Source organism: Vibrio sp. B181a (assembly GCF_030248375.1).
Lineage (GTDB): Bacteria > Pseudomonadota > Gammaproteobacteria > Enterobacterales > Vibrionaceae > Vibrio > Vibrio campbellii.
This window is the reverse complement of sequence record NZ_JAHGAD010000022.1, coordinates 176,787-202,647: the sequence shown is the minus strand read 5'-3', so window position 1 is coordinate 202,647 and position 25,861 is coordinate 176,787. Positions and strand designations below refer to the sequence as shown.

The window sequence follows — 25,861 nt, the reverse complement described above, 5'->3', positions numbered from 1 at the left end:
TTCCATATTAAAGAATTTGCTTGGCGACCATAGCGATTTGGACCCACCTGACTTCCATTCCGAACTCAGAAGTGAAACGAATTAGCGCCGATGGTAGTGTGGGGCTTCCCCATGTGAGAGTAGGACATCGCCAGGCTTTAATATCGCTTTTAGATAGATCTAAAGGCAAAACTAAAACCTAGCACTATATAAGTAAGACTAAGTTTTAGTAACAATTTGTGGAGAGATGGCTGAGTGGTTGAAAGCACCGGTCTTGAAAACCGGCATACGTTAATAGCGTATCTAGGGTTCAAATCCCTATCTCTCCGCCACTATTAAGAAGCCTCGCTAGAAATAGCGAGGCTTTTTTCATTTCTGATGTTTGAGAATTAGAAGGGATTTTTATCAAGTCCCAGTTAGTCGTAACCCCAGACTAGGCGTACCAGAAATCGGACAATACATAGAAGGCCTGTTGAGAAATCAGTGTGCTTTCGTCGTTTTTAGCATTTGAAAGTTATCTAAGGTTTCATCTTCTAATAAGTTGAAAACTGCGCATGTTGCACTGTCCCTCGCCGTTTAAATAGATTTCAACCAAAACACAACTTACTGAATTTAAAATACAAAAAAGCCCAAGCTAGCTGCTTGGGCTTTTCAATATCCGTTGCTTAATAGAGTTATTAGAACTCTTTTGGAGCAAAACCTGTCATTACGTCTAGGCGCAGTTCTTTACCCACTTTAGTCAATGGGTGAACGATAACTAGGCCGCGTACGCGCTTTTTAAGCTTGCCGATATCTGCTTGCTCTGCTTTAGTGATTTCACGAGAGAATGGCATATCAAGCAGGCTCTTACGCTCTTTGTTCAGTTCGTATGTTTGCTTGTGCTTAAGTTGATTTAGTTTCTTGGTTAGATCGTCAACTTCATTCGTGAACTTAGTAATCATTTCATGATCACCACGAGAACGTGCCGCATCCAGTTTGCGTTGGCAAGTATCTAAACGGTTGTGCAGCTTTTGAATATCGGTTTTTATGCTCATGGTAATTGGACTCAAATTTTTAATGGTCGAGGAGTATAGCATAGCTGAAATTCAACGCTCTACTATACTGCTCGATCTATTGATTTAGTTGATCAGTTCATTACCTGACGGGTTGCCGCTAAAGAAAGCATCCACGTTGCTTAGAGTCACGGACGCGATGTTATTCAGAGCTTCATGAGTCAAGAATGCTTGGTGGCCAGTGAACAATACGTTGTGGCATGCAGATAAGCGGCGGAATACGTCATCAACAATTACGTCATTTGATTTGTCTTGGAAGAATAAGTCTTTCTCATTGTCATAGACGTCCAAACCAAGTGCACCAATCTTGCCTTGTTTCAATGCTTCGATGGCCGCCACGGAGTCTAGTAACTCGCCACGGCTGGTATTGATGATCATTACGCCATCTTTCATTTGCGAGAAGGAATTCTCGTTGAGGAGGTGATAGTTTTCTTCGCTCATCGGGCAGTGTAAAGAAATAACATCGGCCTCTGCATAGATTTCTTCAAGAGAGCAGTAGCGTGCGCCCATTTCCAACGCAAGTGGGTTTTCATATGGGTCATAGCATAGTATTTCCATGCCCAAACCTTTAAAGATACGCATGGTTGCGATACCAATTTTGCCGGTACCGACGACGCCTACGGTTTTGCCATGGAAGTTAAAACCTACTAAGCCTTCCAAGTTGAAGTTAGCATCACGAGTACGTTGGTATGCTTTATGTAGGCGTCTGTTTAAACACATCATCATCCCGACGGTGTGCTCTGCGACCGCCTCTGGCGAATAAGCAGGGACGCGCACCACTTGCAGCCCGAATTCTTTTGCTGCTTTTAAATCTACCTTATCAAAGCCTGCACAACGCATGGCGATCAGTTTAGTGCCACCGAGAGAAAGCTGTTTAAGTACTGGAGCTGACAAATCGTCATTTACAAATGCGCACACCACTTCGCAGCCTTGTGCCATTTTGGCAGTCTTAGAGGTCAATCGAAAATCATGAAAATGGAATTCGAAGTCACGATGATTTTTGATTTTGTTAAAAGACGCTTCGTCATAGGATTTTGCACTGAAAAAAGCGATGTTGAGCATAATACCCTCTCTATTTGTGCTGGATTTATAAAGTAATATCCTTATAAAGTAATCCAAGTTCGTTACAAAGAGTAGCGAAATTTGCACACATTCAGTTTGCTTTAGAATCACCATCTGACTAGCATGGGCTCTCTTTTTTGTTTTCCCTATGAGTGGGTGAGTTAGGCGTTCTGGCGATGTCAGTAAAATGGTTGTCTTTAATCTTGTGTTGTACGTTTGTGTCCGGTGCTCAGGCTGCGGTTGACTTGGTCAAAGTTGATAAGTCAAAACGCAGAATGTATCTGATGGACAATGGCGAAGTGGTTAAAGAATATCGGATTGCGTTAGGGGCTAATCCGAAAGGACACAAGCAAGAAGAGGGTGACAATAGAACGCCGGAAGGGGATTACACGCTAGATTACGTGATTAACGACTCCGCTTTCTATCGCTCCGTTCATATCAGTTACCCAGATGCAATTGATCGTTTGGAGGCGCATCGAAGAGGAGTTTCTCCTGGTGGTGCGATTAAAATTCACGGCCTAAAAAATGGAGAGACTCAAGCTCCACAGTTTATTCAGAGCTTTGACTGGACCAATGGTTGTATCGCCATTACCAATGAAGAGATGGATGAATTTATCAGGCTCGTCAAAATGGGAACTCCGATTACTATCGAGTGGTAGTGGAGCTCCATTTCCGACTTTATTTTTAAGGCATAAAACGGCTTGGGTGATCACTAAAGATACCATCCAATGCAGGTAGGTGTTTTAGCTTGTTGGGGTTGTTCACGGTATAACACATCACCTTATAACCCGCTTGTTGCAGCTTCTTGATTTGACGAGAACGCACCCAGTTAATATTGAGGTTGCAGCTGTAAGCATTAACTTCTTCCAATAACAATCGGTCCTTACGAGTAAAAAACTCGCTCAAAACACCTAGCCTATAGCCTTCACAGTGCTTGTGTAGTGCCCTGATAACCTCGTGACTAAAGCTTGATAAAAGGATGTGGTCTTTAGCTAATGGGCCTTCTAGTAGAGTATGAGTGACCATCTTGGCAACATCTTCCGCTGAATGATGATCGACTTTCACTTCGATATTCAGGTTTAGGCCATTTGCCGCGGCGAGTTCTAGTAGCTCTGTTAGAGTCATGATGGATTCGTTGGCAAATTCATTGCTAAACCAACGACCAAAATCTAACGCCTTGAGCTCAGCGAAGGTCATTTGATCAATACGACCTTTGCCGTTACTGCAACGGTTCACGGTATGATCGTGGCAAACTACTAGTACGTTGTCTTTGGTTGGCTGCACGTCAACTTCTACCCAAGTCAGTCCCATATCAATAGCAGCTTGAACGCTGACTTTTGTGTTTTCCGGGTATTTACCTGCCACACCTCGGTGACCTATCAGTAGCGTTTTCATATACGTCTATTCTCAATAAGAAACTGCAAAGAATTGTACTCTTTTTTACGGCTGATCAAAGCGTTCAAATGTATGAGGAATTTTATTGGCTCGTATTGATCCCGATAAATTCATCAAGGCGATCATACAAGCAAGATACGGGTTGTTCGCTGAAGACAAAATGCCGCTCACAAGATTTCTGCAAACGTCTTATGCGTTACTTAAATCGTTGAAAGTTTTGTCAAAGTAACGAGTTTAACGTACTGATTTTTTATGGCGTTATGTAGGACGAATCGGATACGGAGAAACTTACTGAAAGGCGGGCCTTTTTTGAGCCATTTACCGAAATAAAAACCACAAAAACTATGGTTGTTTAATTTGCAAATGAGTAATAGAATGCGAACCATTTTTATTTAATGGTGGTTGGTGATGTCTCGAGTTTTGATCGTTGATGATGACGTTCCGTTGTGCGAACTGTTAGAAACTGTGCTGCAAGAAGAAGGCTATACGGTCTCATCGGTACACTGCGGTGAAAGTGCACTGCAGTACATGGAAAAAACACCAGTTGATCTCGTTCTCCTTGATGTAATGCTACCAAACTTAAACGGGATGCAAGTTGCTCGTCGCATTTGCCAACGTTTTGCCACGCCGATTTTGATGCTGACCGCGCTCAATGATGAGAACTCAATGCTAGATGGCTATCAAGCGGGAGCTGACCAGTACATCGGTAAGCCATTTAACGTTGCAGAACTGTTGATGCGTATAAAAGCAATTCTTCGCCGCGTAGGGTTAGAGCGCCAGAGGCAAGCTATGTGTAATACGGTTCAAAGTATCAGCGGCCAGTTGAACAGTTTGCCTCTGACTGGCACGGAAGCGGAACTACTTTGCTACTTGGTGAAAAACCAAGGTGTTGTCATCTCTAAAGCTGAACTACAGACCCAAGTTTTGAAGAAAGAGCTCAGCCCTTTTGATCGCAATCTAGATATGCACATCAGCAATATTCGTCGAAAATTAGTGGAAGCTGGCTTGTCCAAACAGCATATAAAAACGTTTCGTGGGAAAGGCTACAGCTACCTTGAAGCGGTAACGAGTTAATGAAGTTCGTTTGCCCATCCTACATCGCTAAGCGCAGAGACAGTCTTGCCTTTCAGCTCTTTAGTTATATGACGGCTATTGTCATTAGCATTTTGGCTGTTCAAGCGGTTGCAGAACAAGCTTTGGTGAAAGCCATGCTTAAAGTGCCAGCAAGTGTAAAAGTTGAAATGCTAGAGCTCGCTCATCAGGCAAATATCCTTATTGAGGAAGGCGACATGGATGAACTGGCGGACTGGGCAAATGCACAACACTTCTATCTATTCGTGCTCGACGAAAACCAACATCCGTTGACGCACCGCATGATGCACCCTCACTTTGAGTTCAAATTAAAATTCAAAAGAAGCTTGGACGAGCAACTAGAAGGCCGAGTAAGTCGCCCAATATTTAGCATCCCTTTGGTTGGCAATAACAGCTTGATGATCCAATTGCCACACCAACTACATCCGGCACACGATTTCATTCTTTATTTTTCTATTCTAAAGGTTGTGATTGCTGGAGTGATATTGGCACTGTTTTCATTGCTGATGGCGCGTAATCTACAGCAGCCTTTGGACCGGTTGAGAGAAGCGAGCAAGAAGCTTTCTAATGGTGACTTTAATGTCAGTGTGGTAGACGAGTTGAAATCGAATACACGAGAGTTTAATGAACTCGCGCGAGATTTTGACCACATGACCAAAGAGATCCACTCATTGGCGGAGAAGCAGCGCCGGTTAATTCGTGATGTTTCCCATGAATTGCGTACGCCTCTTGCTCGACAAAATCTCGTACTGCATCTATTGCGAAAGCGTGTCGGTGACAGTGAACAGAGCTTAGTGAATCGAATGGAAGAAGAAGCCAATGAACTTAACCACTTGATTGGCGAGATTCTGGAATTCAGCCGATTAGAGAATGCTCGTTACGACACAGAGCTAAAGCGCAGTGATCTCGAGGTCTTGCTTGCTCCTCAAGTGGAACGATGCAAGATAGATTTAAAAGCTCGCCAAAGTCTTTCATTTGTCTCAGATGCGACAAGGGCTAAGGCTCAATGTGATGACACTTTAGTGGTGCGATGCTTAAACAATCTGATTGGTAATGCGATTAAGTATGCAGGGGACTCTGCTCAAATAGAAGTTCGCTTATCGAATAAAGCTTCTGATACACAGAGTTACTTGGCGGTAACGATTTCTGACAACGGTCCTGGTATTCCACAAAATAAGTTGTCAGATATATTCGACCCATTCACTCGCCTAGATGCCTCTCGTGACAAGAAGTTAGGGGGTTATGGTTTAGGGCTAGCGATAGTCAAAGAGTCGATGAGAATGATGGGGGGCAAGGCTGTCGCATCAAATCGACCTGAAGGTGGACTTGCCGTTACTTTGCTGTTTCGGCAGTAAGCGAAATCATGCTCACGAGTAATAATGTGACTCGCATCTAGTTCATGAATCAAATTGAACACGGCCTCTTTACAAATCTTTACGAATGCAAAGAATGTAAATTTAATGCAAATGGTAATAGTTGTCATTTATATTCACTGCCGAAATAAATACAAGGGAATCACATCATAGAGTGTGCGACCCGAAAATAGTCGGAGTGAAAGGATATGTTTACTAAGAGCCAATTGGCATTAGTGATCGGTGCGGTGCTAGCAGCGCCTGCAGTGGCAGAAGTTCAAACAACAGATGAACACCTAGTAGTAGAAGGCCGTGAGTTTGGTTACAAAGCGGATACCAACAGCACAGCAATGCGTATGGAAATGACGCAGCTGGAAACTCCAGGGCAGGTTGCTGTGATCGATGAAGCAGTCATCGATGAGCAGCGTGCAAGCACACTAGGTGAGGTTCTACAAAATGACGCAAGTGTTAGCGCAGGTGGTACGAGCCGTAACCGTGAGCGTTTCTCACTACGTGGTTTTGAACTAAGCAGCTCGGACGGCTTCCTACGTGATGGACGTCAGCACTGGTCTCACTACCGTCAACCAATTGAGCTTTTAGAGCGAGTTGAAGTTCTTAAAGGACCTTCAGGCCTACTTTACGGTAAGTCTGAGCCGGGTGGCCTTGTGAACATGGTTTCGAAGAAGCCAACAACAGAAACACAAGCAAGCTTGAGCCAAGATATTGGTTCAAATGATCACTCACGCACAGTATTAGATGTGAGTGGCGCACTGAATGAAGAAGAAACGCTGCGTGCGCGTGCGATTCTTGCCAAAGAGAGCTACGGCTCATGGCGTGAATACGGTGATGGCACTGAGCCACAGACTGACCGCGTAGTAGGTGGCCTGGTTGTGGAATATGACATCACGGAAGATATTATGGTGTCGGCTCATTATGACCGTACTAAAGATGACGGTAGTGTTGATTCAGGTGCTTACATTGTGGACGGTAAACCAGTCCGTGGTGACAAGTACATCTGGGATGCACAATGGTCAAACATTGACAACGATGTAGAAAACTACGGCATCGATATCAATGCACAAGTGACAGATAGCGTAAATGTGAAAGCTGGCTATAACCGTCAAGACTTTAAGCGCTTTGATGTGGAATCTTACCCGAAATTCGATATGTACGAAGAAGACGGTACGATCAAGCACAAGGGTAACGAGCGTTCAGACCACTGGGTATTTGATACTGCTTACGTAGATGTGACGACAGATTTCTCTTTGTTTGGTACAGACAACACCTTCTTAGTCGGCGCAAACTACCTAGATTACAGTTACGACCGTTTTATGGCTTTCCATGACGGTGAGTATGTTCCTGCGGGTGAAACGGTCGCGAAGCCTCAGCCAACGAGCTCTAAAAAATGGCCGACTAGCGAATACGACACTTGGGGTATTTACGCGCAAAACATGATGACAATTAACGATTACTGGCAGGTACTTGCTGGTGTTCGTTATGATGAGAAACGCAGTGATGAACTGACAGAAAGTCAGGTTTCACCGAAGCTAGGTGTGATTTTCCACCCAGCAAGTAACGGCTCGATTTACGTTCAATACTCTGAGAGCTTTATGCCTCAAGGTACAGTAAATAGCACGGACTACACTAACGATGGTGAAGAGCTAGATGCAGAACGCGGTATCTCGTACGAAGTGGGTACCAAGTGGGAGCTATTTGATGAGCGTCTATACGTTACGGGTGCGCTATTCGATATCACCCTTGAAAACATCGCGCTAGATGTGGAAGACGGTGTTAATGCTGGCGGCGATGTGATGTACAAGAAGACGCAAGATGGCGAACAAGTGCACCGTGGTGCAGAAATCCTAGCGCAGGGCTTTGTAACTGAAGAGCTTTCACTAACGGCTTCTGCTATGTACCTAGATGCTGAAATCACTGAAAGTGCAGATTACAAAGGCAACCGTCCGGCAGACGTTCCTGAGTTTTCAGCAAGTGTTTGGTCAAGCTACAAAGTTCAGAACAACACCAACGTGAACCTAGGTTTGATTTATGAAGGTGAGCGCTACGGTGACGCGGCGAACACATTTAAGAAAGATGGGTATGCACGTATTGATATGGGCGTGTCGTACACACACAAGTATGATGAGAACTTGGATATCGTAACTCGATTCAATGTTGAGAACCTGTTTGATACTGATTACCTAGCAGGTGGCGGTAGCACCAACAGTAAGCAAGATGGCGCGAGTGGCGTAGTGATTGGCGAAGGCCGAAACTACATGGCGACTATCCAGTTCAAGTACTGATAACAATCTGATTTTTAAAGGGGAAGAGTGGTCTTCCCCTTTAGTCGTTTTTGGAAAACAGAAATATAACTCGTATGAATCTAATGAAATCAAGTATCGCTCTGTTGATCTCATCGGTTTTGATTCCCGTTCAGGCGGAAAATCTTAACGATGCACAAGCAGTGCAGGGTAAAACCAACCAAGCGTCGGCAGTGAGCCAAAAGCGCATTGATGCAAGTGCAGAGAAATCTTTGTCTTTAGAAGCTGAAATTGAGCAGCTGCAAGAAGAAGTCAGCAACTTGAAGATTTATCGCGATCACCTGTCAAATCTTGTCGATAGCCAAAATGACGAAGTCGCAAGTTTGAACGAGCAGATTGAGCAGATTGCTCAGACTCGTCAAGGCGTAGTGCCTTTGATGTATCACATGCTTGATGGCCTTAAAACGATTGTGGCGAATGATAAACCTATCCGCAAAGCACAACGTGAAGAGCGTATTGAAAAACTTGATGCCATGATGACCCGAGCTGACGTTGCGGATGCTGAAAAATTCCGCCGAATTCTAGAAGCGTACCAAATTGAAATGGACTACGGCACTAAGATTGGTGTTTACCAAGGTAAGATCGCTTTGGACAGCAACGACCAAGTTGAAGCCGATATTCTCTACTTAGGCCGTGTGTCACTTATTGCGCGTAGCCTGTCTGGTGAGCATTTCTGGAGTTGGTCTCAGCAACAAAAAGCATGGCAAGCCGTTGGAACGGAACAGAAAGCAGAACTCGATAACGCATTTGCTATGGCGAACAAACAGATAGCACCGAGCATGCTTACTTTGCCTGTGTCTCTAAACGTTGCGGAGGGCAAATAAATGATGAAGAAATGGCTATCAGTCGCATTGATTTCGAGTACTGCGCTTCTATCGCACACCACACATGCAAGCGACACATTACTGCAAAAAGCACAACAAGAAAATCGCCAACAGCAGTCACACAACGTGGCTCGTGAGTCTGGCTTTAAGCAAACCCAACAAGAGCTGCAAGCAATGAAAAACAAGCTTGTGGCAGAGCGAGCAGCGCTGCAAGCAGAAGCTGACACCCTCGGTGTGACATTCAGTGAAAATGAAGCTGAACTGGTTCAGCTAGAAGAAAAACTACGCCTTGAAACTGGCAGTTTAGGTGAGTTGTTTGGCGTTGTTCGTCAAAACGCAAAAGAGCTGGAAGCAGAACTTAAGCACTCTGTTACTGGTGTAGACGCAAACTCATACCAGCAAAATATCGATGATATCGTTGCCGCTAAATCACTACCAACGTTGCCGCAGCTTGAATCGATGTGGCGCAGCATGGAAGAGCAAGTTAAAGCAAGCGGTGAGCTGGCGAACGTATCATTCTCGTTGCTCGATGGTGACGGTCGTGAGCAAACGGTTGATGGTGTCCGCCTTGGCTCAATGGCACTGTTGGACGACGCAGGTTACGTGAAGTGGAATGGGCAGCGCGGTGATGCGGTTAATTACCTGCGCCAACCAGAAAATGGTCCAACGGCAAGCAGCGTAAAGGCTGGCGAAATCGATGCAGTGGTGATTGACCCATCTCGTGGCATTCTACTTGAGCAACTAGCAAACTCCCCAACGATGGCAGATCGCCTGAACGCAGGTGGTGTGGTTGGTAAGATCATTCTTGGCTTGTTAGCGATTGGTTTGGTCATCGCGTTGGTTCGTGGTGTGTCACTAATGATTGCTCGTCAGAAAATCGCCAAACAGCTTAAGAACCCAGCTCAACCAGAAGATAACCCACTCGGTCGTATCTTAGCGGTTTACCAAAAAGATAAACATCGTAGCGTTGAAGCGTTAGAGCTTCGTCTGTTGGAAGCGGTAGTAGATGAGCAGACTCACCTAGAAAAAGGTTTGTCGATGCTGAAGTTGCTTGCAGCACTGGCACCGATGCTAGGTCTACTGGGTACAGTAACAGGCATGATCGAAACTTTCCAAGTGATCACTCAGTTTGGTAACGGTGACCCGAAAGTGATGGCTGGCGGTATCTCAATGGCACTTGTTACCACTGTACTTGGTCTTGTTGCGGCAATGCCATTGCTTCTTGCTCATAACGTATTGAGCTCTCAAGCAGAGAACATTCGCAATATCCTTGAGAAGCAAGGGATTGGCCTTGTGGCAGAGCAAGCTGAGCGTGATATGCCAAAAGGTCAAAAAGCACCGAATACTGTAGCGGAGAACGCAGCGTAATGGAGCAGATCCTACTCAACACATTGGGTTTGATCAGTGAGGATTGGGCCTCAACCTTGATGCGTTTTATGCAGCAAGGTGGCCAAATCCTATGGTGGTTGGCAGCCGTTGTTGCGGTGTGCTGGTTACTGGTTATGGAGCGTGTACTTTACCTAACAACGGAATTTCCAAAGGTGAAGAAACAGCTTTGTGCGCAGTGGTCAGCAAGAGCCGATCATCACTCTTGGTACGCGCATCAAATCCGTGAAGGATGGATTGCCAAAGCGCACATTGAACTGCGTCAAAACCTATCAACGATTAAAGTTCTTGTGGCCATTTGTCCAATGCTAGGTCTATTAGGAACGGTAACAGGTATGATTACGGTTTTTGATGTGATGGCGACACAAGGCAGCAGCAATCCAAAATTGATGGCTTCTGGTATTTCACTTGCGACGCTGCCAACCATGGCAGGAATGGTTGCAGCACTTGCCGGCATGTTTGTGCATGCGCGCTTAAGCAAAGTGTGTGAACGCAAAGCCCTCCAGTTAGAACAATCTTTAAGGAGTCAGAAGTGAGACTCGGACGTAGAACCAATCGACAGGATGAAGCACAGATCGACTTAACCTCGATGCTGGATATTGTCTTCATCATGTTGATCTTCTTCATTGTGACTAGCTCATTTGTGCGTGAGTCTGGTGTGGAAGTGAATCGCCCTCAAGCATCGAATGTCGTTAGTCAAAAAGATGCGGGTATTTTTATTGCGGTAACCGCAGCAAATGACGTGTACATCGATAAACGTTTGGTGGACATCGAGCGTGTGGAAGCCACCATTGAGCACCTATTGCTTGAGCAGCCAGACGCATCACTTGTCATTCAAGCTGATGAGCATGCCTACAACGGTACGGTAGTTAAAGTGATGGATGCGGCGAAGGGCGCTGGTGTGAAGAACATTGCTTTGGCGGCGGAGAAACCTTAATGGGCAGGCTGTTACTCGCACTACCAGCATCAATAATGATTGCGGTGAGCCTGTTTAGCTTTATGGCGTGGATGGTCGATAAGGGCAATCAACGTGCACCTAAACCTTCGGAGGCGGTGCGCTTTGATATGGTGATGGTAGAGAATGATGCTGATGTTCAACGTCGTCAACGCTCTGTACCTGAGCAGCCTGAACCACCAAAATCGCCAGAGCCGATGGATCTGTCTCAAGCGGAAACCCAAGTAGAGCCAATGAGCCAAGTAACGCCAATCAGCGCATTGGGTTTGAATACTGCGCTGGATGGTATCGCGATCAGTGCGCCGAACTTAAAAGGCACCATGGGCAGCCAACAGGCGATAATGCTTTACAGCCCAGAGCCTCGTTATCCAAGCAAAGCCCTAAAACGTAAAATGGAAGGTTATGTAGTGATGCGCTTTACAATTGATGCGACAGGCCGCCCTAAAGACGTTGAAGTGATTGATGCTAAACCTAAGAGAGTGTTCGAGAAAGACGCTATTCGTGCATTGAAGAAGTCGAAGTACCAACCTAAAGTCGAAAACGGTGTCGCGGTTGAGCGCTTTGGGCAAACCAGAAGAGTGGAGTTCAAGTTACCCAAATGATGAAGCAATTCTTTATCGGAGCGGTGTTAAGCCTGAGTGCTTTTACCACTGTCGCGAATGAACTCAGTCAGTACACGGCGACTCGTGTTCAGCGTGCTCACAACCTGGCGCAAGAAGAAAAGCTGCAAGAAGCCATTTCCACGCTCGAAGGTCTCGACTTATCTCGTGAGTATGATCAAGCGTTTGTTGCTCGCATGCTCGGTATTTTCTACTGGCAAAATGAGCAAGTTAAGCCTGCCATCAAACAACTGGAGATCGCTGTGAATAGCGGTCTTTTGAAAGACGAGCAAGCTTGGCAAACACGTAAGATGTTGGCGGATATGTTGCTCAACGAGCAGCAATTTTCTAAAGCTCTGCCTCATTACTACGACTTGAGTAGAGCAGTACCTAAAACGCAAAAAGCACACGATATTTGGTTGCGTATCGCACAGTCTCATTACCAGTTAAGTCAATGGAACAAAGTGCTTTCTGCTATGGCTCGATACGAGAAATTGGGCCAGCCAGATGAGATGGCTCCGTTGTCAATCAAATTGTCTGCAGAGCTTGAACTGAAACAGTGGGGGCCTGCAACTGGCACGATCAAACGCTTGATTGCGATTGAGCCTGAGCGTGTGGAATGGTGGCGTCAGCTTGTTGCTCTGTATTTACGTGTTGATGATGACAAGCGTGCGCTGGATTCTCTCGCTCTTGCTAAATTACAAGGCGTCGCGTTGAACCAAGATGACTTAAGACTTCTTGCTCAGCTTTATGGCAAGCGCGGCATCCCAGAGCGAGCTGCGAAAGTGTTGGGCGAGCTCGATGACATTAACTCAGATAGCAAACTGAAAGCTCAACAAGCGACTTTTTGGCAGATGGCTAAGGAGTGGGATAAGTCGATAGCAAGTTGGCGAGTGGCTGCAAAGTTGGATCGTCAATACTACTGGAATTTGTCTCAACTGCTTGTTCAAGAAGGTCAATACAAAGACGCGCTGGTTGTTTTGGATAAGGTTTCTGGGCGTAAAGCCGATGTGGCATTAGTTAAGACTCGCGCTTACTACAAGCTGAAACGCCTAGAAGATGCACTAGCGAATGCCAAACGTGCAAACGAGATTGAACCATCAACCCAAGCCGAGAGCTGGGTGAAATACTTGTCTCAACTACGCAAAGCAAAAACGAGCCAGAATAGCTAAGCTCAATTGCAAACAGGCCATGTGTTAATGCTCGAAAGACCCGGGGTAACTCTCGGGTCTTTTTGTTTGTAAATATTGAGTCTGGTTCGATCTCTTTTTAAATATCATAACGTTATATTACCTTCATCCAGCGTTAAGACTGGAACGTCAGTTTTTCTTATAAGGACAATACAATGATTCTCGATTCTGCTATCTGGCTATGGTTACCACTTATTCTCGCGATAGGTGCGGTATTTTTGCGGCAAAGGGCGGTTGCTCTGGCTTTACTTGGACTGACGTTGCTGAGTGCACTGTTTATTGGTCGGATAGAGTTGATCGCATTCGTAAGTACTTTGGTGGTTTTGGGTGTTGCGTATCGATTGCCCATGTTGGCGTCGAACCAAAAAATGAAGCTCGTTTATTATTTGGGCTGGAGCGTTGTGATCATTTGGTGTGTGATGCTCTTTGTGCACCTCATTCCGGGTTTCAATAATCTGCAAGTTCTCAACAAAGTGACGGCAGGCCCACTGAGCGCACCTTTCTCGATGTATCTGAATTTAGATAAGCCACTGGCTCTTTTTGCTCTCTTTCTCGCTTATCCTTTTTTGCTGGGGAGTGAGGCTAAAGGCAGAGTAAAACCTGCATTGCTGGTGATGATTCCGTTACTTTCGCTGCTGCCTATTGCCGCTATGCTTGATACATTAAAGCCGGAGCTGAGTTTGCCATCATGGTGGTGGCTATTTGCGTTGAACAACCTAATACTCACTTGTGTGGCTGAAGAAGCGCTGTTCCGAGGGTTTGTACAGCAATCATTATCCCGCCGTTTTGATTGGCGACTAGGTTTGGTTATCGCTAGCATTTTGTTCGGCTTAGCTCACTTTGCTGGTGGTCCTCTACTTATGGCATTCGCAACGCTAGCGGGACTAGGCTACGGGCTGATATTTCATTTCACTGGTCGCTTGTGGTGCGCGGTGTTAGCCCATTTCTTATTTAACTTCTGCCATTTGGTGTTCTTCACTTATCCCATTTTAGCTCGATAAGCTTCTCTTCATGTGCTCCCGTCGTTTCTGTCGGGAGCCTGACTCTGCCTCTAAACGTAAACAATGTAAATTAAATGCCAATACGAATGATTATCACCTAAATTACTCCCTCATTTACTGGTGATGATTGTTTTTTATGTTGCTCAAAAGCAAAGGTGTGCAAACTTGGGCACGCCGTCTGCACATTTACATTTCGATGGCTCTTTTATTGGTGACGCTATTCTTTGCGTTAACTGGTATCACATTAAATCGCCCAGAACTGTTCGAGCGCAGCGAACCCATCATTCAGCAACACACGCTGACCATTCCGAATGAACAACTCTTTGCTAACGAGGGAAGCTTCCAACCTAATCGCTCTGCCCTGTTGAGTTTCTTAACGCAAGAAACAGACTTACGAGGCACGCCATCAGCACTTGATGTGTACACCGAGGTTGAGGACGGTGAGCTGCTCATTGGTGAGCTTTCTTTGGATTTCAAAGGTCCAGGTTACAACGCGACAGTATTCGTTGATATGACGACCGGTGAAGCTGAAGTTGAAAGCACCAACTACGGCACTGTTGCGCTATTAAACGACCTACATAAAGGCCGAAACAGCGGAGAGGTTTGGAAGTGGTTTATTGATATCACTGCCTTGCTGATGGTCTTTTTTGTTTTGACTGGTGTGTGTCTGCTACTTCCAAAGAAAAAGACTTTTAGAACCTCAATGCAGTGGATGTCTTTTGGCACTGTGTTGTCACTTATTATTTATTTTGCTGCTGTGCCATAGCGGCCTATTCAGAGAAACCCCGATGTTAAAAAAAGGCCGATCTTTTTGTCACCACTCCTTTTGCAAAATGGCTTTGATTGCAGCTTTAGCTCCTTTGCCTCTATTGGCTGCGCCTTTACCTGACAGCGCAAAAGTCGATTTTGAATTTGAGTTACCAAAAATTGATACCTCAATGTACGCACGCCCTTATGTGGCACTTTGGATTGAGGATGAGAAACGCAAACCAGTGAAAACCATCCAGCTTTGGGTCGGTAAAGATGAATGGCTGAAAGATCTTCGTAGCTGGTGGCGCAAAGTAGGTCGTTACGATCGTGAACTGGTTGATGCGGTGACATCAGCAACTCGCCCGGCAGGTCAATATCGCTTTGTTTGGGATGGTACCAACGATGACGGTCAGCGCCTTGAGCAAGGTGATTACACGCTCCATGTGGAAGTGGTGCGCGAGCATGGTGGTCGTAACTACCTGCGTCAAAAAATTCAGTTAGCGGACAAAGAAGCACGCTACCAAATCAAACCAACGGAAGAGACGGGCGTAATCACCGTCAATTACCAAGTTAAGTGATAGAGAAGGAATAATAATGAAAACCAAAATGAAAGCGGTGGCACTAGCAAGCGTAATGGCGATGGGTTTAGCTGCGGCGACAACGGCACAAGCGCACCCTCGTTGGGTTCTTCCTTCTCATTTCACGGTATCAAAAGAAGGCGGTGATTGGCTGACGTTCGACGTAACCGCATCTCACGGGACGTTTGTTTTTGATAAACCAGCAGGCAGCGAGCAAGCATTCGTGATTATGCCTGATGGCCGTTCTGAGCGTCCTAACTTTGTTGTGCGTGGCAAACGCCGCTCGATGTTTGACTTCTATTTCGAAGAGGAAGGCACACACAAGGTTGCGATCAACAATCAACCTAGCTATTACACCCAGTATAAAGCAGGCCGTCGTGACACGGTTAAATGGGCAAAAGCGAGTAAAGCTGACCGTGCGAGCGTTATTCCGGAAAAAGCACGCGATGTGGTGACTCAGCTAAGCTACACCCGCGCAGAAAGCTACGTAACAGTGGGCATGCCAACAGAAAAAGCACTTGAGATTGAAGGTAAGTTGCTTGAGATGAAGCCGCTTACGCACCCATCAGACATCATTGAAGGTGAAGAAGTGATCTTCCAATTTTTCTTCAATGGGGAACCTCAACAAGGTGTGACTGCAGAAATTACTCGTGAAGGTACGCTTTACCGCAACCATCAAGAGCAAATCGACGCAGTGAGTGATAAAGACGGCAAAATTACATTCACGCCGGAAGTGGCGGGCCGTTACCTAATGAAAGCCAACTACAAAGGTGAGCTGAAAAATGACCCACTAGCAGACAAAGCCAGTGCGAATGTTCATCTGACTTTTGAAACGCAACTTAACTAATCAAAGCTTGGCTCAGTGACACACTGAGCCATTTTGGATACACCATGAAAAACCTTTCAATTCTTAAAGTCTCAGCTATTTTAGCTGGTTTTATTTCCTTTCAAGCAGCGGCGCATTTTCCATTGATGAGTTGCCATCTAGAGCAAGAAAAAGTGATCTGCGAAGCAGGCTACTCTGATGGTTCAACTGCAGTAGATTACGATGTTGAGATGTACGATTACGATGACAACTTGATTGCCAAAGTAACCACAGACAAGCGTTCGATTGCTGAATTTACTCACCCTCAAACGGACTTCTACCTTGTCTTCGATGCTGGTCATGAAAACCCAGTAGAAGTGGATGTGGTTGAGTTAAAAGAGAAATGATTACGCAGAAAGTTCGCCCAGATAATGGCAGTCGCGAAGGCAAGTGGGTTGCACTGACCATTGCTGGCATTCTTGCCATATCAACGCTTTTGCTGCCTTATCATCAAACCGAATCAGAACATACTGAAGCACTGGCACATCAAGTATTGATTACCGATCTTGAACAAGAAGAACTTGCAATGATTGCTGAGCTCAAACTTGCTCATGAGGAAATCCGTGATCTTTATATTGATGAAGGTCAATGGCCAGAAATCAGTGAGCTGGAAGAGTTTTGGGTTGCTCCATTTGTTAAAGACCAAAGCTGGCAGCGTAAAGGCTCTCATCATTGGCAAAAGCTGGATACGGGTCTTTACATTGGTGTGAGACAAGGTGAAAAGGGCTCGGCTTCGATGCTGCTAGACAGTCGTCATGAGCAAGCCGATATTTGGCTCTCTACATCAGCTTCAGCGGAACAGGTGAGTCACCTTATCCAGCAAGAGGAGCGAGAGCAAAATGGCTGGTACCAGGTTGTCTTAATGCCTTCATCCACTGCTACGCATGCCCACTAAGTCGTTATGATCAATCAATATTTCGATCAACAAGTCATCACGTTCAATAAGTAACCATCAATATGATAACAACTATCAAGAAACGCGCCTTCTTACGTCGAATTCTAACGGCATGTACTTTACTGGCCGTATCCACTTCAACCTTCGCAGAGAAGCTGAACATAGGTATTACCTTGCAGCCTTACTACAGCTATGTCAAAGCGGTGGTCGGAGACAAAGCGGAGATCATTCCGTTGGTCGATGCAGGCTTTAATCCTCATAACTACTTGCCACAGCCGAATGATCTTAAGCGTTTGAACCAAATGGATGTGATTGTCGTGAATGGGATTGGCCATGACGATTTTGCACTAAAAGTGATCCAAGCGGCTCAACGTGATGACCTAGTGGTGATAGAAGCAAACAAAGAAGTACCGCTGTTACCAGCAATGGGGCAATCAGTCGGCAAAGGCGCGGTGAATCCACATACGTTTGTTGGCCTATCGACTACGATTCAAAAGGTTTACACCATTGCGAGTGAACTGAGCAAACTTGACCCAGAAAATGCCGCTTTTTACCGTAAAAATGCGCGAAAGTACGCAAAAGCGTTTCGCCTTCTAAAGCGTGATGCCATGCTGTCACTTGGGCAGTTAGATACGGCAGGCATGAAGGTTGCGACCACGCACAATGCTTACGGTTATATCTTGCAAGAGTTCGGTGTCGATGTTGCAGCGGTGATTGAACCAGCACACGGTGTTGAGCCAAGTGCTAGCCAACTTCAAGAAACCATCGAGAAGATCCGTCAATCTGGCATTGATGTGCTGTTTTACGAACTCAATATGCCTAACCGCTTTGTCGATACGATCGAAGAAGCGACTGGCGTACAGCTTTACCGTTTTTCTCATATGACCCATGGCGAGTATGAAGCCAATAAGGTTGAAGTTGAAATGCGTGAAAACGTCGCGACGCTTATTGAAGCGATGAAGTTCGTCGCAAGCAAACACGCGCAGGAGAAAGCGTGATGCTAGGACCTTCTATTTCTATTGACGGGGTAAGCCTGAAATATGGTGACAACCTCATTCTGCAAGGTATTCAAACCCAGTTCGAGGCAGGACAATGCCACGTCATTATGGGGCCTAACGGTGGTGGTAAGACATCCCTGTTGCGTTCAGTATTGGGCTTAACGCCTTTTACGGGTGATATCTCGGTAAATTGGCCAGATCCAAAGCAGACGCAACAAGCGGGACAAATTGGTTATGTGCCTCAAAAGGCTATGTTTGAAACCAGTCTGCCACTGACAGTGATGGACTTTGTGTTGCTGAATCAAACACGCGTTCCGCTGTTTTGGCGACGTAAGTCTAAGCAAACTCAACAAGCACTGGCTCAGTTAGAGCGTGTGGGGATGGCAGCGCGCAGTGACCGTCGCATGGGACAACTATCAGGTGGTGAACAACAGCGGGTATTGTTTGCTCAAGCTTTGCTAGACGACCCAAGTTTGCTTGTCCTAGATGAGCCAACAACAGGCATGGATGAGCAAGGGGTTCGTTACCTAGAGGGTTTGATTCATGAAGTGGTTGCAGAGGGGAAAACAGTTCTCGCTGTACATCATGATGTAACGGCTGTGCGTCGTTTGGATGCCCAAGTCCATGTTGTGAATCGTCAGATAGTCGCGTCAGGACATCACTCTGAAGTGTTAAGCCCAGAGCGAATTGAGTCTCTGTTTAAGCACTACACCGCGAAAGTGGAGGCTGCGTAATGGATTGGTTAAGAGAACTGGCTCTGCATTGCGTTGAAGCGGGTTGGTTAAGCGACAGTTTTGCTTATGCGTTTATGGTTAACGCGATTGTCGCTGCGCTAATTCTGGGTCCTTTGTTGGGCGGTTTGGGCACGTTGGTGATTGCCAAGCGTTTGGCGTTCTTTTCTGAAGCCGTCGGTCACGCAGCTCTGACTGGTATTGCGATTGGTGTCCTGCTGGGCGAGCCACCAGAGAATCCATTTATTGGACTGTTTAGTTTCTGCATGATCTTCGCTTTATTGCTGCATTTCGTGCGAAATCGAACCAATGTTCCATACGATACACTCGTTGGTGTATTCCTTGCGCTGGCTTTGGCAGTTGGTGCTGCCTTGCTGATGTATGTGGCACGAAAAATCAATATCCACATGTTAGAGAACGTTCTGTTTGGCTCGATCCTGACGGTGACAGACAGAGATATTACGATTTTGGCAGTGAGTTGCTTGATCATTTTATTGCTGCTGATCCCGACATTTAACCGCATTTTGTTGACTTGCGTCAGCCCAGATATTGCTCGTGTCCGAGGCTTTAATACCAGCTTCTATGATTACCTGTTCGTTATGATGATCACGCTTGTCACCATTGCGGCAGTGAAGATCATTGGTGCCGTGTTAGTAGGCGCGTTGCTACTTATCCCAGGGGCTACAGCACGTCTACTCACTAAGCGAATGGGTAGCTTTGTGTTGCTCTCATCCTTACTCGCGACCATCGCGTGCTTGGTGGGGACGGTCTTACCGATGGAGTTGGAACTGCCGGTGCCATCTGGCGCTTCGATCATTATCGTTTCTGCCATTTTCTTCTTAACCGCAACGATGTACCGCATCGTACGTAAAGCTTAGTCAGGTATCTAAATATGAACACGAAAAAGCTAATCATCGGGTTGGGCTTAATAGCAACGAGCGCATATACGCCACTTACTGTTGCCAAAGACATTCTCACCAGTACTCCTGTCACTTACATGCTGTCACAGCAGTTGATGCAAGGGACAGGGATTGAAACCAGTTACTTACCACCTAAGCGATATGGCATTGAGCGTTTAGTTAACTGGTTTGGGAGCAAGGGTCAGCAACAAGTGATTAAAGCGGGTCAGGATGCAACGGTGGCGATCACGTTGGGGGCTATTTGGCATCAAGATCCTACCTTTGTTTACGCTCGACAGGGGAATGTTCGCCTAATTGAAATTGATGCTTCCCAAGCTATTTCGCCAAGGGCGCAAGGGGTTGCGGCGTTGAAACTAGAAAACGGTGAGACGTCTAAATTTGCGTGGATGAACCCGACGAACTTGATTCGGATGGCTGCCATCGTTGGTGAGGATCTGCAAAAAGTGTATCCTCAGTATCAAACTCAGATAGAGAAGAACCAACAAGCTCTAATGCTAGATGTGCGTGAACTGATCAATCAGCAACAAGACGTTATTTTCGAAAAAGAGATCGATTCGGTGGTATTGTTGGGTGAATCGTTAGAAGATTTCGCATCAGGTAATCAATTGTTTGTTGTTGACCGCCAATTTAAACCTGAATTGGAATGGTCCGAAGCAGAGAAACTATCTTTAAAAGCTCAATTTGAGGAAGATGAAACTCTGTGGCTGCTCACCAGCAAACGTCCGTCAAAAACGTTAATTTCATTGGTTTCACAGGATCGCATACTGCAAATTGATGTTATTGACCGATGGGGTAATAAAGGTATCAAAACTGAGAAGCCACTCGCACGCTGGCAGTTGTAACACGAAAAACACCACGAAATTTATGAAGGGAACTGAAAAGTTCCCTTTTTTTATGTGAGCTAGATCAAAAAATAATCACAAATACTACCTGTTGCATAAGAAAGTATTTGTTTCATTTATATTTCATTACTACCTTGTTACCTGTTCGTTGCGATTGATATGTTTTATTTTGCTGTCGGGGCGAACCAATACAAACAACTATATGGATGTTAACAATGAAAATGAAAACTCTAGCCGTTGCAGTGGCGGCACTAGCATGTGGTTCTCAAGCTTTCGCAGCAGAAGTTTACAACAGCGATGGCACATCTCTTTCTATCGGCGGCCACGTTTCTGTGGGCGTTGGTGAGTATTTTGAGGAAGATGTACGCATTCATGACGTATCTCCTCGCATCAACGTTGGTGGTAAACATGACATCGGTAACGGTGTGACAGTTGACGCTAAAGGCGAATGGTCTATCAAACTACTAGACGGTGGTGCAAGCTCGTTCAACACTCGTTTGGGCTACATTGGAGCGACACATGAGCAGTTTGGTCGCGTTGTTGCTGGCACACAATGGTCACCGTACTACGACGTAGCAGGTGTTGCGGATATGCCAATCGCGTTTGCCAACGACTTCTTGTACGCAGATCAATACAACCTTGGTTCAGCTCGTGCAGAGCGCATGCTTAGCTACCGTAAGGGTTTTGAGTTTGGTGAAGGCTTTGGTCTAAACCTAGGTCTAGGCTGGCAAGGTGAGCATGATCAATATGACAATCGTGGTCAGATTGCTCTAAGCACTGAACTAGCAGGCTTTGGGCTTGGTTACGTATATAGTGGTGGTGATGTTGAGTTTGGCACTAAGTCAGAATCAGCGACTTCTCATGTATTTTCAGCGAACTACGGTAAATATGGCTCAGGCCTATATGCAGCCGTAGTTTATGGCATGAACGATTATTTCTTCGATTATGATGGTATGACCTACGAAGAAACGATTCAGCTTGAAGGTCTATTAGCGTACGGCGTAAACGATTGGACATTCAGCGTGAACTACGAGTCCGTTGAAGATGATAAAGCAAGTAAAACACTTTACAGCCAAGCAGCACTACAAGCGGAATACACAGTAACACCAGCTTTCGTTACTTTTGCGGGCTACCAGTTTGACCTAGGCAATGACATTGGTGACAAAGAGAACGATTGGTGGACAATCGGTGCTCGTTACTACTTCTAATAAATAGGACAGTTTCTACTGCCTAAACACATTTATTGTGTTAACGCCTACTCGCGGTGAGTAGGCGTTTTTCTTTCTATTGAGTTAATCCGAGTCATATAGCAAAGTATCCAGATTGAAAAATGCCCGCATAAAAGCGGGCATTGTTTTCAGTGACTTATGATAGGTAGCGTATCAAGCTTATTTCGTTTCCAACAGATCGAGGAAGAAAGCGTACTCAAGCGCGTCTTCTTTTAATCGTTTGAATCGACCAGAAGCGCCACCGTGGCCTGCTTCCATATCGGTTTTGAACAACAAGACGTTATCGTCTGTCTTCATTTCACGAAGTTTGGCTACCCACTTCATTGGCTCAAAGTATTGCACCTGTGAATCGTGCAAACCCGTTGTCACTAACATGTTCGGGTAGTTTTGAGCTTTCACATTATCGTACGGTGAGTAGCTCAGCATGTAGTCGTAGTAGGTTTTGTCATTTGGGTTACCCCATTCATCGTACTCGTTGGTGGTAAGAGGAATCGACTCATCCAGCATGGTTGTTACAACGTCGACAAAAGGCACATGCGCACCAATACCACGGTACAGCTCTGGTGCTTGGTTGATGATTGCACCCATCAGTAGACCGCCCGCAGAGCCACCAACAGCAAACACTTTATCTTTGGCACCGTAGCCTTCTTCAACCAGTCCTTTGGTTACGTCGATGAAGTCATTGAAGGTGTTTTGCTTAGTCAGCTTTTTGCCATCTTCATACCAAGGACGCCCTAGCATTTCCGAACCACGAATATGCGCGATTGCGTACACGAATCCGCGATCAAGTAAGCTCAAACGAGTTGAACGGAATGTTGGCTCGATAGTGGAGCCGTATGAGCCGTAACCGTACTGGTAGATTGGATTGGTGCCGTCTTTCTTGAAGAGGTCTTTACGGTAAACCAATGAAACTGGCACTTGTTTACCATCACGAGCAGTCACCATGATTCGCTCTGACTGGTAGTTATCGGCATCAAAATCACCCAGCACTGGTGTTTGTTTCATGATTTCTGATTCACCTGTATTCAGGTCGAAATCATAGTAAGTACCCGGTGTAGTCAGGCTGCTGTAGTAGATACGAACTTTTGAGTTATCTAATTCGTAGTTGCCTGTCAGGTAAGCCGCAAACGCGGTGTCATTAAATTCAAGTGGGAACTCTTTGCCCGTCGATAGTTGGCGAACCTTGACGGTGGATAAGCCGTTTGTGCGTTGCTCGTAAACAAGGTGGTCGTCGAACAAGTCGAAATCGACCAGCTGAGTGTTATCGTCGGCAGGAATGACATCAACCCATTCAGAGCGGTCATGCATCTCTTCTGCTTTCACTTTCATCAAACGGAAGTTTACAGCTTGGTAGTTAGTGTAGACGTAGTACCAATCTCCCAGTTTGGCGATGCTGTACTCAATGCCAGTTTCTCGAGGGTAGAAAGCTTCGGCCTTAGCGTTCGGGTTGTTAGCATCAATCACAGATACGCCACTTGTCTCTGTGCTTGAGTGCCAAATGTAAACTTGCTCACCGTCTTTACTCTTACTCAAGAAGGTGTAGTAAGCGCTATCGGTTTCTTCGTAGATCAGCTCATCGCTTGTTTGAGGTGTGCCCAAGACATGGCGGTAAACTTGATAACCCAACAGTGTTTGCGGGTCTTTCTTGATGTAGTAGAAGGCTTGGTTATCGTTTTGCCATGCGATTGCGCTTGAGGCACCTTCAATTTCATCTTTTAGATATTCACCCGTCGTGAGGTCTTTGATCTTGATGGTGTAAATACGGCGGCTCAGCGTATCTTCACCGTAAGCCAGCATGTTTTCATTTGGGCTCACGTATAGGCCGCCAATGCTAAAGAACTCATGCTCTTTTGCCAGCTCGTTAACATCTAGAATGACTTGCTTGTCTGTACCGGCAAAGTCTTTTGCACGCAGGTGTACTTCGTATTCGTTATCGCCCGTCACTTCATTTGAGTAGTAGTAACTGCCTTTACGAACTGGAACAGAATTGTCATCTTTCGCAATACGACCTTTGATCTCTTCAAACAGCTGTTCTTGCAGTGCTTCGGTGTGTTTTAAAACAGTTTCTGCGTACTGATTCTCTTGCTCAAGGTGTTGTAAGATTTCTGGATCTTGGCGCTCATCATCACGCATCCAGTAGTAATTATCGATTCGTGTATCACCATGAATATTCATTGCATGAGGGACTTTTTTAGCAACGGGTGCTTGGATTTGTTGAGCAACGAGTTGCGATTGGGAGTAATGGTTCATGGTTGGTAATCCTTGATTGCTGCATCCGGCGACTAGCGCGACCGATACGGCCAACGTGGTTAAAGTGAAACGCATCTGTGTATCCTTATTGTGTACTCTTCTCGTGTTGCTTCGCCATTCATTTATAGTGTGAGTAAAAGTACGTTTGTGTTCTTCCAGTGAATGTATTTATATCGAATGGCCAACGAATAACTTCTGTATAAGCAACTGTTCTTTTTAGCAAAGATTGGATGGGATGTTAAATGCAATTGCTGGTGGATGAGAGCTAAAGGGTAAGATGTGTGCAACAAAAAAGGGACACACTTTGCAGCATGTCCCTTTTCTTTATCTTGGTGGGGATGAGAGTCAGATTTTAGATCGCCAGTGGCATTTCGTTTGAATGGTCGTGCTTGCGATTAACCCAACGTAGACCAAGCATGGCGATGATCGACATTGCCATCATCAAACAACCAAGTGGCATTTGATCTTGTGCTGGGAAGAACGAAGCCAATAACGTCGCGATACCCGCACCTAGGTTCTGCATGCCACCTAAAATCGCACCGCCAGTACCTGCATGGTATGGAAATGGTGAAAGTGCACCGGTTGTTGCCGCTGGGAACAAAATGCCAGCGCCCAAGAAGTAAATGGTTGCACCACCAATCAGGGTCAATGCCGTTGTTAGACCAAACAGACCAGGAATTAACACGACAGCAGAGCCAACTAAGATCGCCACTAGACCAACGTTCAGAGCACGGCGTTCAGAGCGACGTTGTGCGATGTAACTTGATAAACCTGCACCGACTAGGTAACCCGGAATCGGCAAGACAAACAGCAAGCTTACTGTGGTTGCCGGTAAACCAAGTACGCCACCTAGTAGTACACCAGCTGCAGCTTCAAATACTGCAACGCCTGCGAACGTAGCAACCAACACCAATAAGAAGCCTTGGAAGCGTTTGTCTGAAAGCACGAACTTGTAGCTCTTCGCCACAGATTCATGTTTGCGACGCTCTTTCGGCAAAGTTTCCATCATGCTTGTCATCATGGTGATCACTACTGCGATACCAAACAGAGCAAGGAATAAGTAGCTAGAGCGCCAACCGAAAGCTTCAGTTAGGTAACCGCCTAGTACAGGGGCCATCAATGGCGAGAAAATTACACACATGCTGATCAAGCTGTTTGCACGGTGCAGTTCTGCGCCTTCAAAACAGTCACGAGTCAGTGTGCGAGACATCGCACCGCCACAACCGATACCCAAACCTTGGATGAAGCTACCGGCTAGGAACCATTCGTACTCATGAGCAAATAGCGCAACCAAAGTACCAAGAATGTAGATGATCAAACCCGCAACGATTATTGGTTTGCGACCAAGGCGATCAGACAGTGTGCCGTACACAAACTGCGACAGACCGTAAGGGATCAGGTAACACGCCATCACAGCTTGAAGTGACGACGCTGATACCAAGAACTCACCCGCCATATGACCAATAGAAGGCACGTACATCGTTTGAGTCATTTGACCTACGGCAGTCAGAATTGCGATTAAAAAGGTAAGTTTCGCTAATGGAAACGAGGCGGACATTTGCGTATCTCTCCAGAAATTTAAGGCGTAAAAGGCCTTA

General features: G+C 45.8%; 26 protein-coding genes, 1 tRNA gene and 1 rRNA gene. 23 read left to right on the top strand and 5 right to left on the bottom strand.

The window, feature by feature from the left end:
* The first annotated feature begins 19 nt into the window (after window positions 1–19).
* Both rrf and KIO97_RS11700 read left to right on the top strand, forming a co-directional pair.
* A 5S ribosomal RNA gene (rrf, locus tag KIO97_RS11705) occupies window positions 20–136 on the top strand.
* An 84-nt stretch (window positions 137–220) separates the two neighbouring features.
* Window positions 221–311: transfer RNA gene (locus KIO97_RS11700), tRNA-Ser, on the top strand.
* A gap of 345 nt (window positions 312–656) precedes the next feature.
* On the opposite strand, the gene KIO97_RS11695 is transcribed toward KIO97_RS11700, so the two are convergent.
* Together KIO97_RS11695 and KIO97_RS11690 are read right to left on the bottom strand one after the other, a co-directional pair.
* Entirely contained in the window at window positions 657–1,013 is a 357-nt protein-coding gene (locus KIO97_RS11695) for a YibL family ribosome-associated protein (RefSeq protein WP_005530256.1), read from the bottom strand.
* An 84-nt stretch (window positions 1,014–1,097) separates the two neighbouring features.
* Window positions 1,098–2,093 (bottom strand): 2-hydroxyacid dehydrogenase, encoded by a 996-nt coding sequence (locus tag KIO97_RS11690; RefSeq protein ID WP_240306089.1) that lies wholly within the window; start codon window positions 2,091–2,093, stop codon window positions 1,098–1,100.
* Between the two features lie 176 nt (window positions 2,094–2,269).
* On the opposite strand from KIO97_RS11690, the gene KIO97_RS11685 reads away from it, so the two are divergent.
* Window positions 2,270–2,752, top strand: a complete 483-nt coding sequence (locus tag KIO97_RS11685; RefSeq protein ID WP_005432644.1) for a murein L,D-transpeptidase family protein — start codon at window positions 2,270–2,272, stop codon at window positions 2,750–2,752.
* A gap of 25 nt (window positions 2,753–2,777) precedes the next feature.
* On the opposite strand, the gene KIO97_RS11680 is transcribed toward KIO97_RS11685, so the two are convergent.
* Complete coding sequence (locus KIO97_RS11680) at window positions 2,778–3,488, bottom strand: glycerophosphodiester phosphodiesterase family protein (RefSeq protein WP_045375090.1); 711 nt, start codon at window positions 3,486–3,488, stop codon at window positions 2,778–2,780.
* A gap of 408 nt (window positions 3,489–3,896) precedes the next feature.
* Here KIO97_RS11680 and KIO97_RS11675 point away from each other — a divergent pair, with 408 nt between their 5' ends.
* The 20 genes from KIO97_RS11675 to KIO97_RS11580 all read left to right on the top strand — a co-directional run bounded on the left by KIO97_RS11675 (window position 3,897) and on the right by KIO97_RS11580 (window position 21,992).
* Window positions 3,897–4,562, top strand: a complete 666-nt coding sequence (locus tag KIO97_RS11675; RefSeq protein WP_012130146.1) for a response regulator transcription factor — start codon at window positions 3,897–3,899, stop codon at window positions 4,560–4,562.
* A complete protein-coding gene (locus KIO97_RS11670; RefSeq protein ID WP_045451704.1) occupies window positions 4,562–5,935 on the top strand; it encodes a sensor histidine kinase in 1,374 nt (457 codons plus the stop codon). Before KIO97_RS11675 ends, KIO97_RS11670 begins: the two co-directional genes overlap by 1 nt.
* Window positions 5,936–6,141: 206 nt before the next feature.
* Complete coding sequence (locus KIO97_RS11665; RefSeq protein WP_005432640.1) at window positions 6,142–8,232, top strand: TonB-dependent siderophore receptor; 2,091 nt, start codon at window positions 6,142–6,144, stop codon at window positions 8,230–8,232.
* 74 nt (window positions 8,233–8,306) lie between these two features.
* A complete protein-coding gene (locus KIO97_RS11660; RefSeq protein ID WP_043883510.1) occupies window positions 8,307–9,074 on the top strand; it encodes a DUF3450 domain-containing protein in 768 nt (255 codons plus the stop codon).
* Entirely contained in the window at window positions 9,075–10,442 is a 1,368-nt protein-coding gene (locus KIO97_RS11655; RefSeq protein WP_285382596.1) for a MotA/TolQ/ExbB proton channel family protein, read from the top strand.
* The gene (locus tag KIO97_RS11650) at window positions 10,442–10,996 is read left to right on the top strand and encodes a MotA/TolQ/ExbB proton channel family protein (protein ID WP_005432635.1); all 555 of its coding nucleotides are present in this window, start codon (window positions 10,442–10,444) and stop codon (window positions 10,994–10,996) included. Before KIO97_RS11655 ends, KIO97_RS11650 begins: the two co-directional genes overlap by 1 nt.
* A complete protein-coding gene (locus tag KIO97_RS11645) occupies window positions 10,993–11,397 on the top strand; it encodes a biopolymer transporter ExbD (RefSeq protein WP_005432634.1) in 405 nt (134 codons plus the stop codon). Before KIO97_RS11650 ends, KIO97_RS11645 begins: the two co-directional genes overlap by 4 nt.
* Complete coding sequence (locus tag KIO97_RS11640) at window positions 11,397–12,017, top strand: energy transducer TonB (RefSeq protein ID WP_285382595.1); 621 nt, start codon at window positions 11,397–11,399, stop codon at window positions 12,015–12,017. Before KIO97_RS11645 ends, KIO97_RS11640 begins: the two co-directional genes overlap by 1 nt.
* Complete coding sequence (locus KIO97_RS11635; protein WP_285382593.1) at window positions 12,014–13,186, top strand: hypothetical protein; 1,173 nt, start codon at window positions 12,014–12,016, stop codon at window positions 13,184–13,186. Before KIO97_RS11640 ends, KIO97_RS11635 begins: the two co-directional genes overlap by 4 nt.
* 173 nt (window positions 13,187–13,359) lie before the next feature.
* Window positions 13,360–14,205: a CPBP family intramembrane glutamic endopeptidase gene (locus KIO97_RS11630; RefSeq protein WP_285382591.1), complete on the top strand. Its 846-nt coding sequence runs from the start codon at window positions 13,360–13,362 to the stop codon at window positions 14,203–14,205.
* Between the two features lie 136 nt (window positions 14,206–14,341).
* Complete coding sequence (locus tag KIO97_RS11625; protein ID WP_285382589.1) at window positions 14,342–14,971, top strand: PepSY-associated TM helix domain-containing protein; 630 nt, start codon at window positions 14,342–14,344, stop codon at window positions 14,969–14,971.
* Window positions 14,972–14,993: 22 nt separating this feature from the next.
* Window positions 14,994–15,533 (top strand): DUF2271 domain-containing protein, encoded by a 540-nt coding sequence (locus tag KIO97_RS11620; protein WP_086370325.1) that lies wholly within the window; start codon window positions 14,994–14,996, stop codon window positions 15,531–15,533.
* A 16-nt stretch (window positions 15,534–15,549) separates the two neighbouring features.
* Entirely contained in the window at window positions 15,550–16,380 is an 831-nt protein-coding gene (locus KIO97_RS11615; RefSeq protein ID WP_038883205.1) for a DUF4198 domain-containing protein, read from the top strand.
* 44 nt (window positions 16,381–16,424) lie between these two features.
* The gene (locus tag KIO97_RS11610) at window positions 16,425–16,745 is read left to right on the top strand and encodes a hypothetical protein (RefSeq protein WP_045375830.1); all 321 of its coding nucleotides are present in this window, start codon (window positions 16,425–16,427) and stop codon (window positions 16,743–16,745) included.
* Window positions 16,742–17,293, top strand: coding sequence for a DUF6162 family protein (locus KIO97_RS11605; protein WP_285382587.1), 552 nt, complete (start codon window positions 16,742–16,744; stop codon window positions 17,291–17,293). Before KIO97_RS11610 ends, KIO97_RS11605 begins: the two co-directional genes overlap by 4 nt.
* A 62-nt stretch (window positions 17,294–17,355) precedes the next feature.
* Window positions 17,356–18,291: a metal ABC transporter solute-binding protein, Zn/Mn family gene (locus tag KIO97_RS11600; protein WP_050909151.1), complete on the top strand. Its 936-nt coding sequence runs from the start codon at window positions 17,356–17,358 to the stop codon at window positions 18,289–18,291.
* Window positions 18,291–19,025, top strand: coding sequence for a metal ABC transporter ATP-binding protein (locus KIO97_RS11595; protein WP_285382610.1), 735 nt, complete (start codon window positions 18,291–18,293; stop codon window positions 19,023–19,025). Before KIO97_RS11600 ends, KIO97_RS11595 begins: the two co-directional genes overlap by 1 nt.
* The gene (locus tag KIO97_RS11590; protein WP_285382584.1) at window positions 19,025–19,900 is read left to right on the top strand and encodes a metal ABC transporter permease; all 876 of its coding nucleotides are present in this window, start codon (window positions 19,025–19,027) and stop codon (window positions 19,898–19,900) included. The genes KIO97_RS11595 and KIO97_RS11590 overlap by 1 nt, the downstream gene beginning before the upstream one ends.
* A 14-nt stretch (window positions 19,901–19,914) precedes the next feature.
* The gene (locus KIO97_RS11585; protein ID WP_240306100.1) at window positions 19,915–20,784 is read left to right on the top strand and encodes an ABC transporter substrate-binding protein; all 870 of its coding nucleotides are present in this window, start codon (window positions 19,915–19,917) and stop codon (window positions 20,782–20,784) included.
* A 215-nt stretch (window positions 20,785–20,999) separates the two neighbouring features.
* Window positions 21,000–21,992, top strand: coding sequence for a porin (locus KIO97_RS11580; RefSeq protein WP_285382581.1), 993 nt, complete (start codon window positions 21,000–21,002; stop codon window positions 21,990–21,992).
* A 180-nt stretch (window positions 21,993–22,172) separates the two neighbouring features.
* On the opposite strand, the gene KIO97_RS11575 is transcribed toward KIO97_RS11580, so the two are convergent.
* The gene (locus KIO97_RS11575) at window positions 22,173–24,338 is read right to left on the bottom strand and encodes a S9 family peptidase (RefSeq protein WP_285382579.1); all 2,166 of its coding nucleotides are present in this window, start codon (window positions 24,336–24,338) and stop codon (window positions 22,173–22,175) included.
* Window positions 24,339–24,615: 277 nt separating this feature from the next.
* Window positions 24,616–25,821 (bottom strand): multidrug efflux MFS transporter EmrD, encoded by a 1,206-nt coding sequence (gene emrD, locus KIO97_RS11570; RefSeq protein WP_005432600.1) that lies wholly within the window; start codon window positions 25,819–25,821, stop codon window positions 24,616–24,618.
* Between the last annotated feature and the right edge of the window lie 40 nt (window positions 25,822–25,861).

Excerpts from the sequence above, each read along its gene's own strand:
- KIO97_RS11695 (WP_005530256.1), bottom strand. The coding sequence starts at position 1,013 with ATGAGCATAAAAACCGATATTCAAAAGCTGCACAACCGTTTAGATACT.
- KIO97_RS11690 (WP_240306089.1), bottom strand. The coding sequence starts at position 2,093 with ATGCTCAACATCGCTTTTTTCAGTGCAAAATCCTATGACGAAGCGTCT.
- KIO97_RS11685 (WP_005432644.1), top strand. The coding sequence starts at position 2,270 with ATGTCAGTAAAATGGTTGTCTTTAATCTTGTGTTGTACGTTTGTGTCC.
- KIO97_RS11680 (WP_045375090.1), bottom strand. The coding sequence starts at position 3,488 with ATGAAAACGCTACTGATAGGTCACCGAGGTGTGGCAGGTAAATACCCG.
- KIO97_RS11675 (WP_012130146.1), top strand. The coding sequence starts at position 3,897 with ATGTCTCGAGTTTTGATCGTTGATGATGACGTTCCGTTGTGCGAACTG.
- KIO97_RS11670 (WP_045451704.1), top strand. The coding sequence starts at position 4,562 with ATGAAGTTCGTTTGCCCATCCTACATCGCTAAGCGCAGAGACAGTCTT.
- KIO97_RS11665 (WP_005432640.1), top strand. The coding sequence starts at position 6,142 with ATGTTTACTAAGAGCCAATTGGCATTAGTGATCGGTGCGGTGCTAGCA.
- KIO97_RS11660 (WP_043883510.1), top strand. The coding sequence starts at position 8,307 with ATGAATCTAATGAAATCAAGTATCGCTCTGTTGATCTCATCGGTTTTG.
- KIO97_RS11655 (WP_285382596.1), top strand. The coding sequence starts at position 9,075 with ATGATGAAGAAATGGCTATCAGTCGCATTGATTTCGAGTACTGCGCTT.
- KIO97_RS11650 (WP_005432635.1), top strand. The coding sequence starts at position 10,442 with ATGGAGCAGATCCTACTCAACACATTGGGTTTGATCAGTGAGGATTGG.
- KIO97_RS11640 (WP_285382595.1), top strand. The coding sequence starts at position 11,397 with ATGGGCAGGCTGTTACTCGCACTACCAGCATCAATAATGATTGCGGTG.
- KIO97_RS11635 (WP_285382593.1), top strand. The coding sequence starts at position 12,014 with ATGATGAAGCAATTCTTTATCGGAGCGGTGTTAAGCCTGAGTGCTTTT.
- KIO97_RS11630 (WP_285382591.1), top strand. The coding sequence starts at position 13,360 with ATGATTCTCGATTCTGCTATCTGGCTATGGTTACCACTTATTCTCGCG.
- KIO97_RS11625 (WP_285382589.1), top strand. The coding sequence starts at position 14,342 with ATGTTGCTCAAAAGCAAAGGTGTGCAAACTTGGGCACGCCGTCTGCAC.
- KIO97_RS11620 (WP_086370325.1), top strand. The coding sequence starts at position 14,994 with ATGTTAAAAAAAGGCCGATCTTTTTGTCACCACTCCTTTTGCAAAATG.
- KIO97_RS11615 (WP_038883205.1), top strand. The coding sequence starts at position 15,550 with ATGAAAACCAAAATGAAAGCGGTGGCACTAGCAAGCGTAATGGCGATG.
- KIO97_RS11610 (WP_045375830.1), top strand. The coding sequence starts at position 16,425 with ATGAAAAACCTTTCAATTCTTAAAGTCTCAGCTATTTTAGCTGGTTTT.
- KIO97_RS11605 (WP_285382587.1), top strand. The coding sequence starts at position 16,742 with ATGATTACGCAGAAAGTTCGCCCAGATAATGGCAGTCGCGAAGGCAAG.
- KIO97_RS11600 (WP_050909151.1), top strand. The coding sequence starts at position 17,356 with ATGATAACAACTATCAAGAAACGCGCCTTCTTACGTCGAATTCTAACG.
- KIO97_RS11595 (WP_285382610.1), top strand. The coding sequence starts at position 18,291 with ATGCTAGGACCTTCTATTTCTATTGACGGGGTAAGCCTGAAATATGGT.
- KIO97_RS11590 (WP_285382584.1), top strand. The coding sequence starts at position 19,025 with ATGGATTGGTTAAGAGAACTGGCTCTGCATTGCGTTGAAGCGGGTTGG.
- KIO97_RS11585 (WP_240306100.1), top strand. The coding sequence starts at position 19,915 with ATGAACACGAAAAAGCTAATCATCGGGTTGGGCTTAATAGCAACGAGC.
- KIO97_RS11580 (WP_285382581.1), top strand. The coding sequence starts at position 21,000 with ATGAAAATGAAAACTCTAGCCGTTGCAGTGGCGGCACTAGCATGTGGT.
- KIO97_RS11575 (WP_285382579.1), bottom strand. The coding sequence starts at position 24,338 with ATGCGTTTCACTTTAACCACGTTGGCCGTATCGGTCGCGCTAGTCGCC.
- emrD (WP_005432600.1), bottom strand. The coding sequence starts at position 25,821 with ATGTCCGCCTCGTTTCCATTAGCGAAACTTACCTTTTTAATCGCAATT.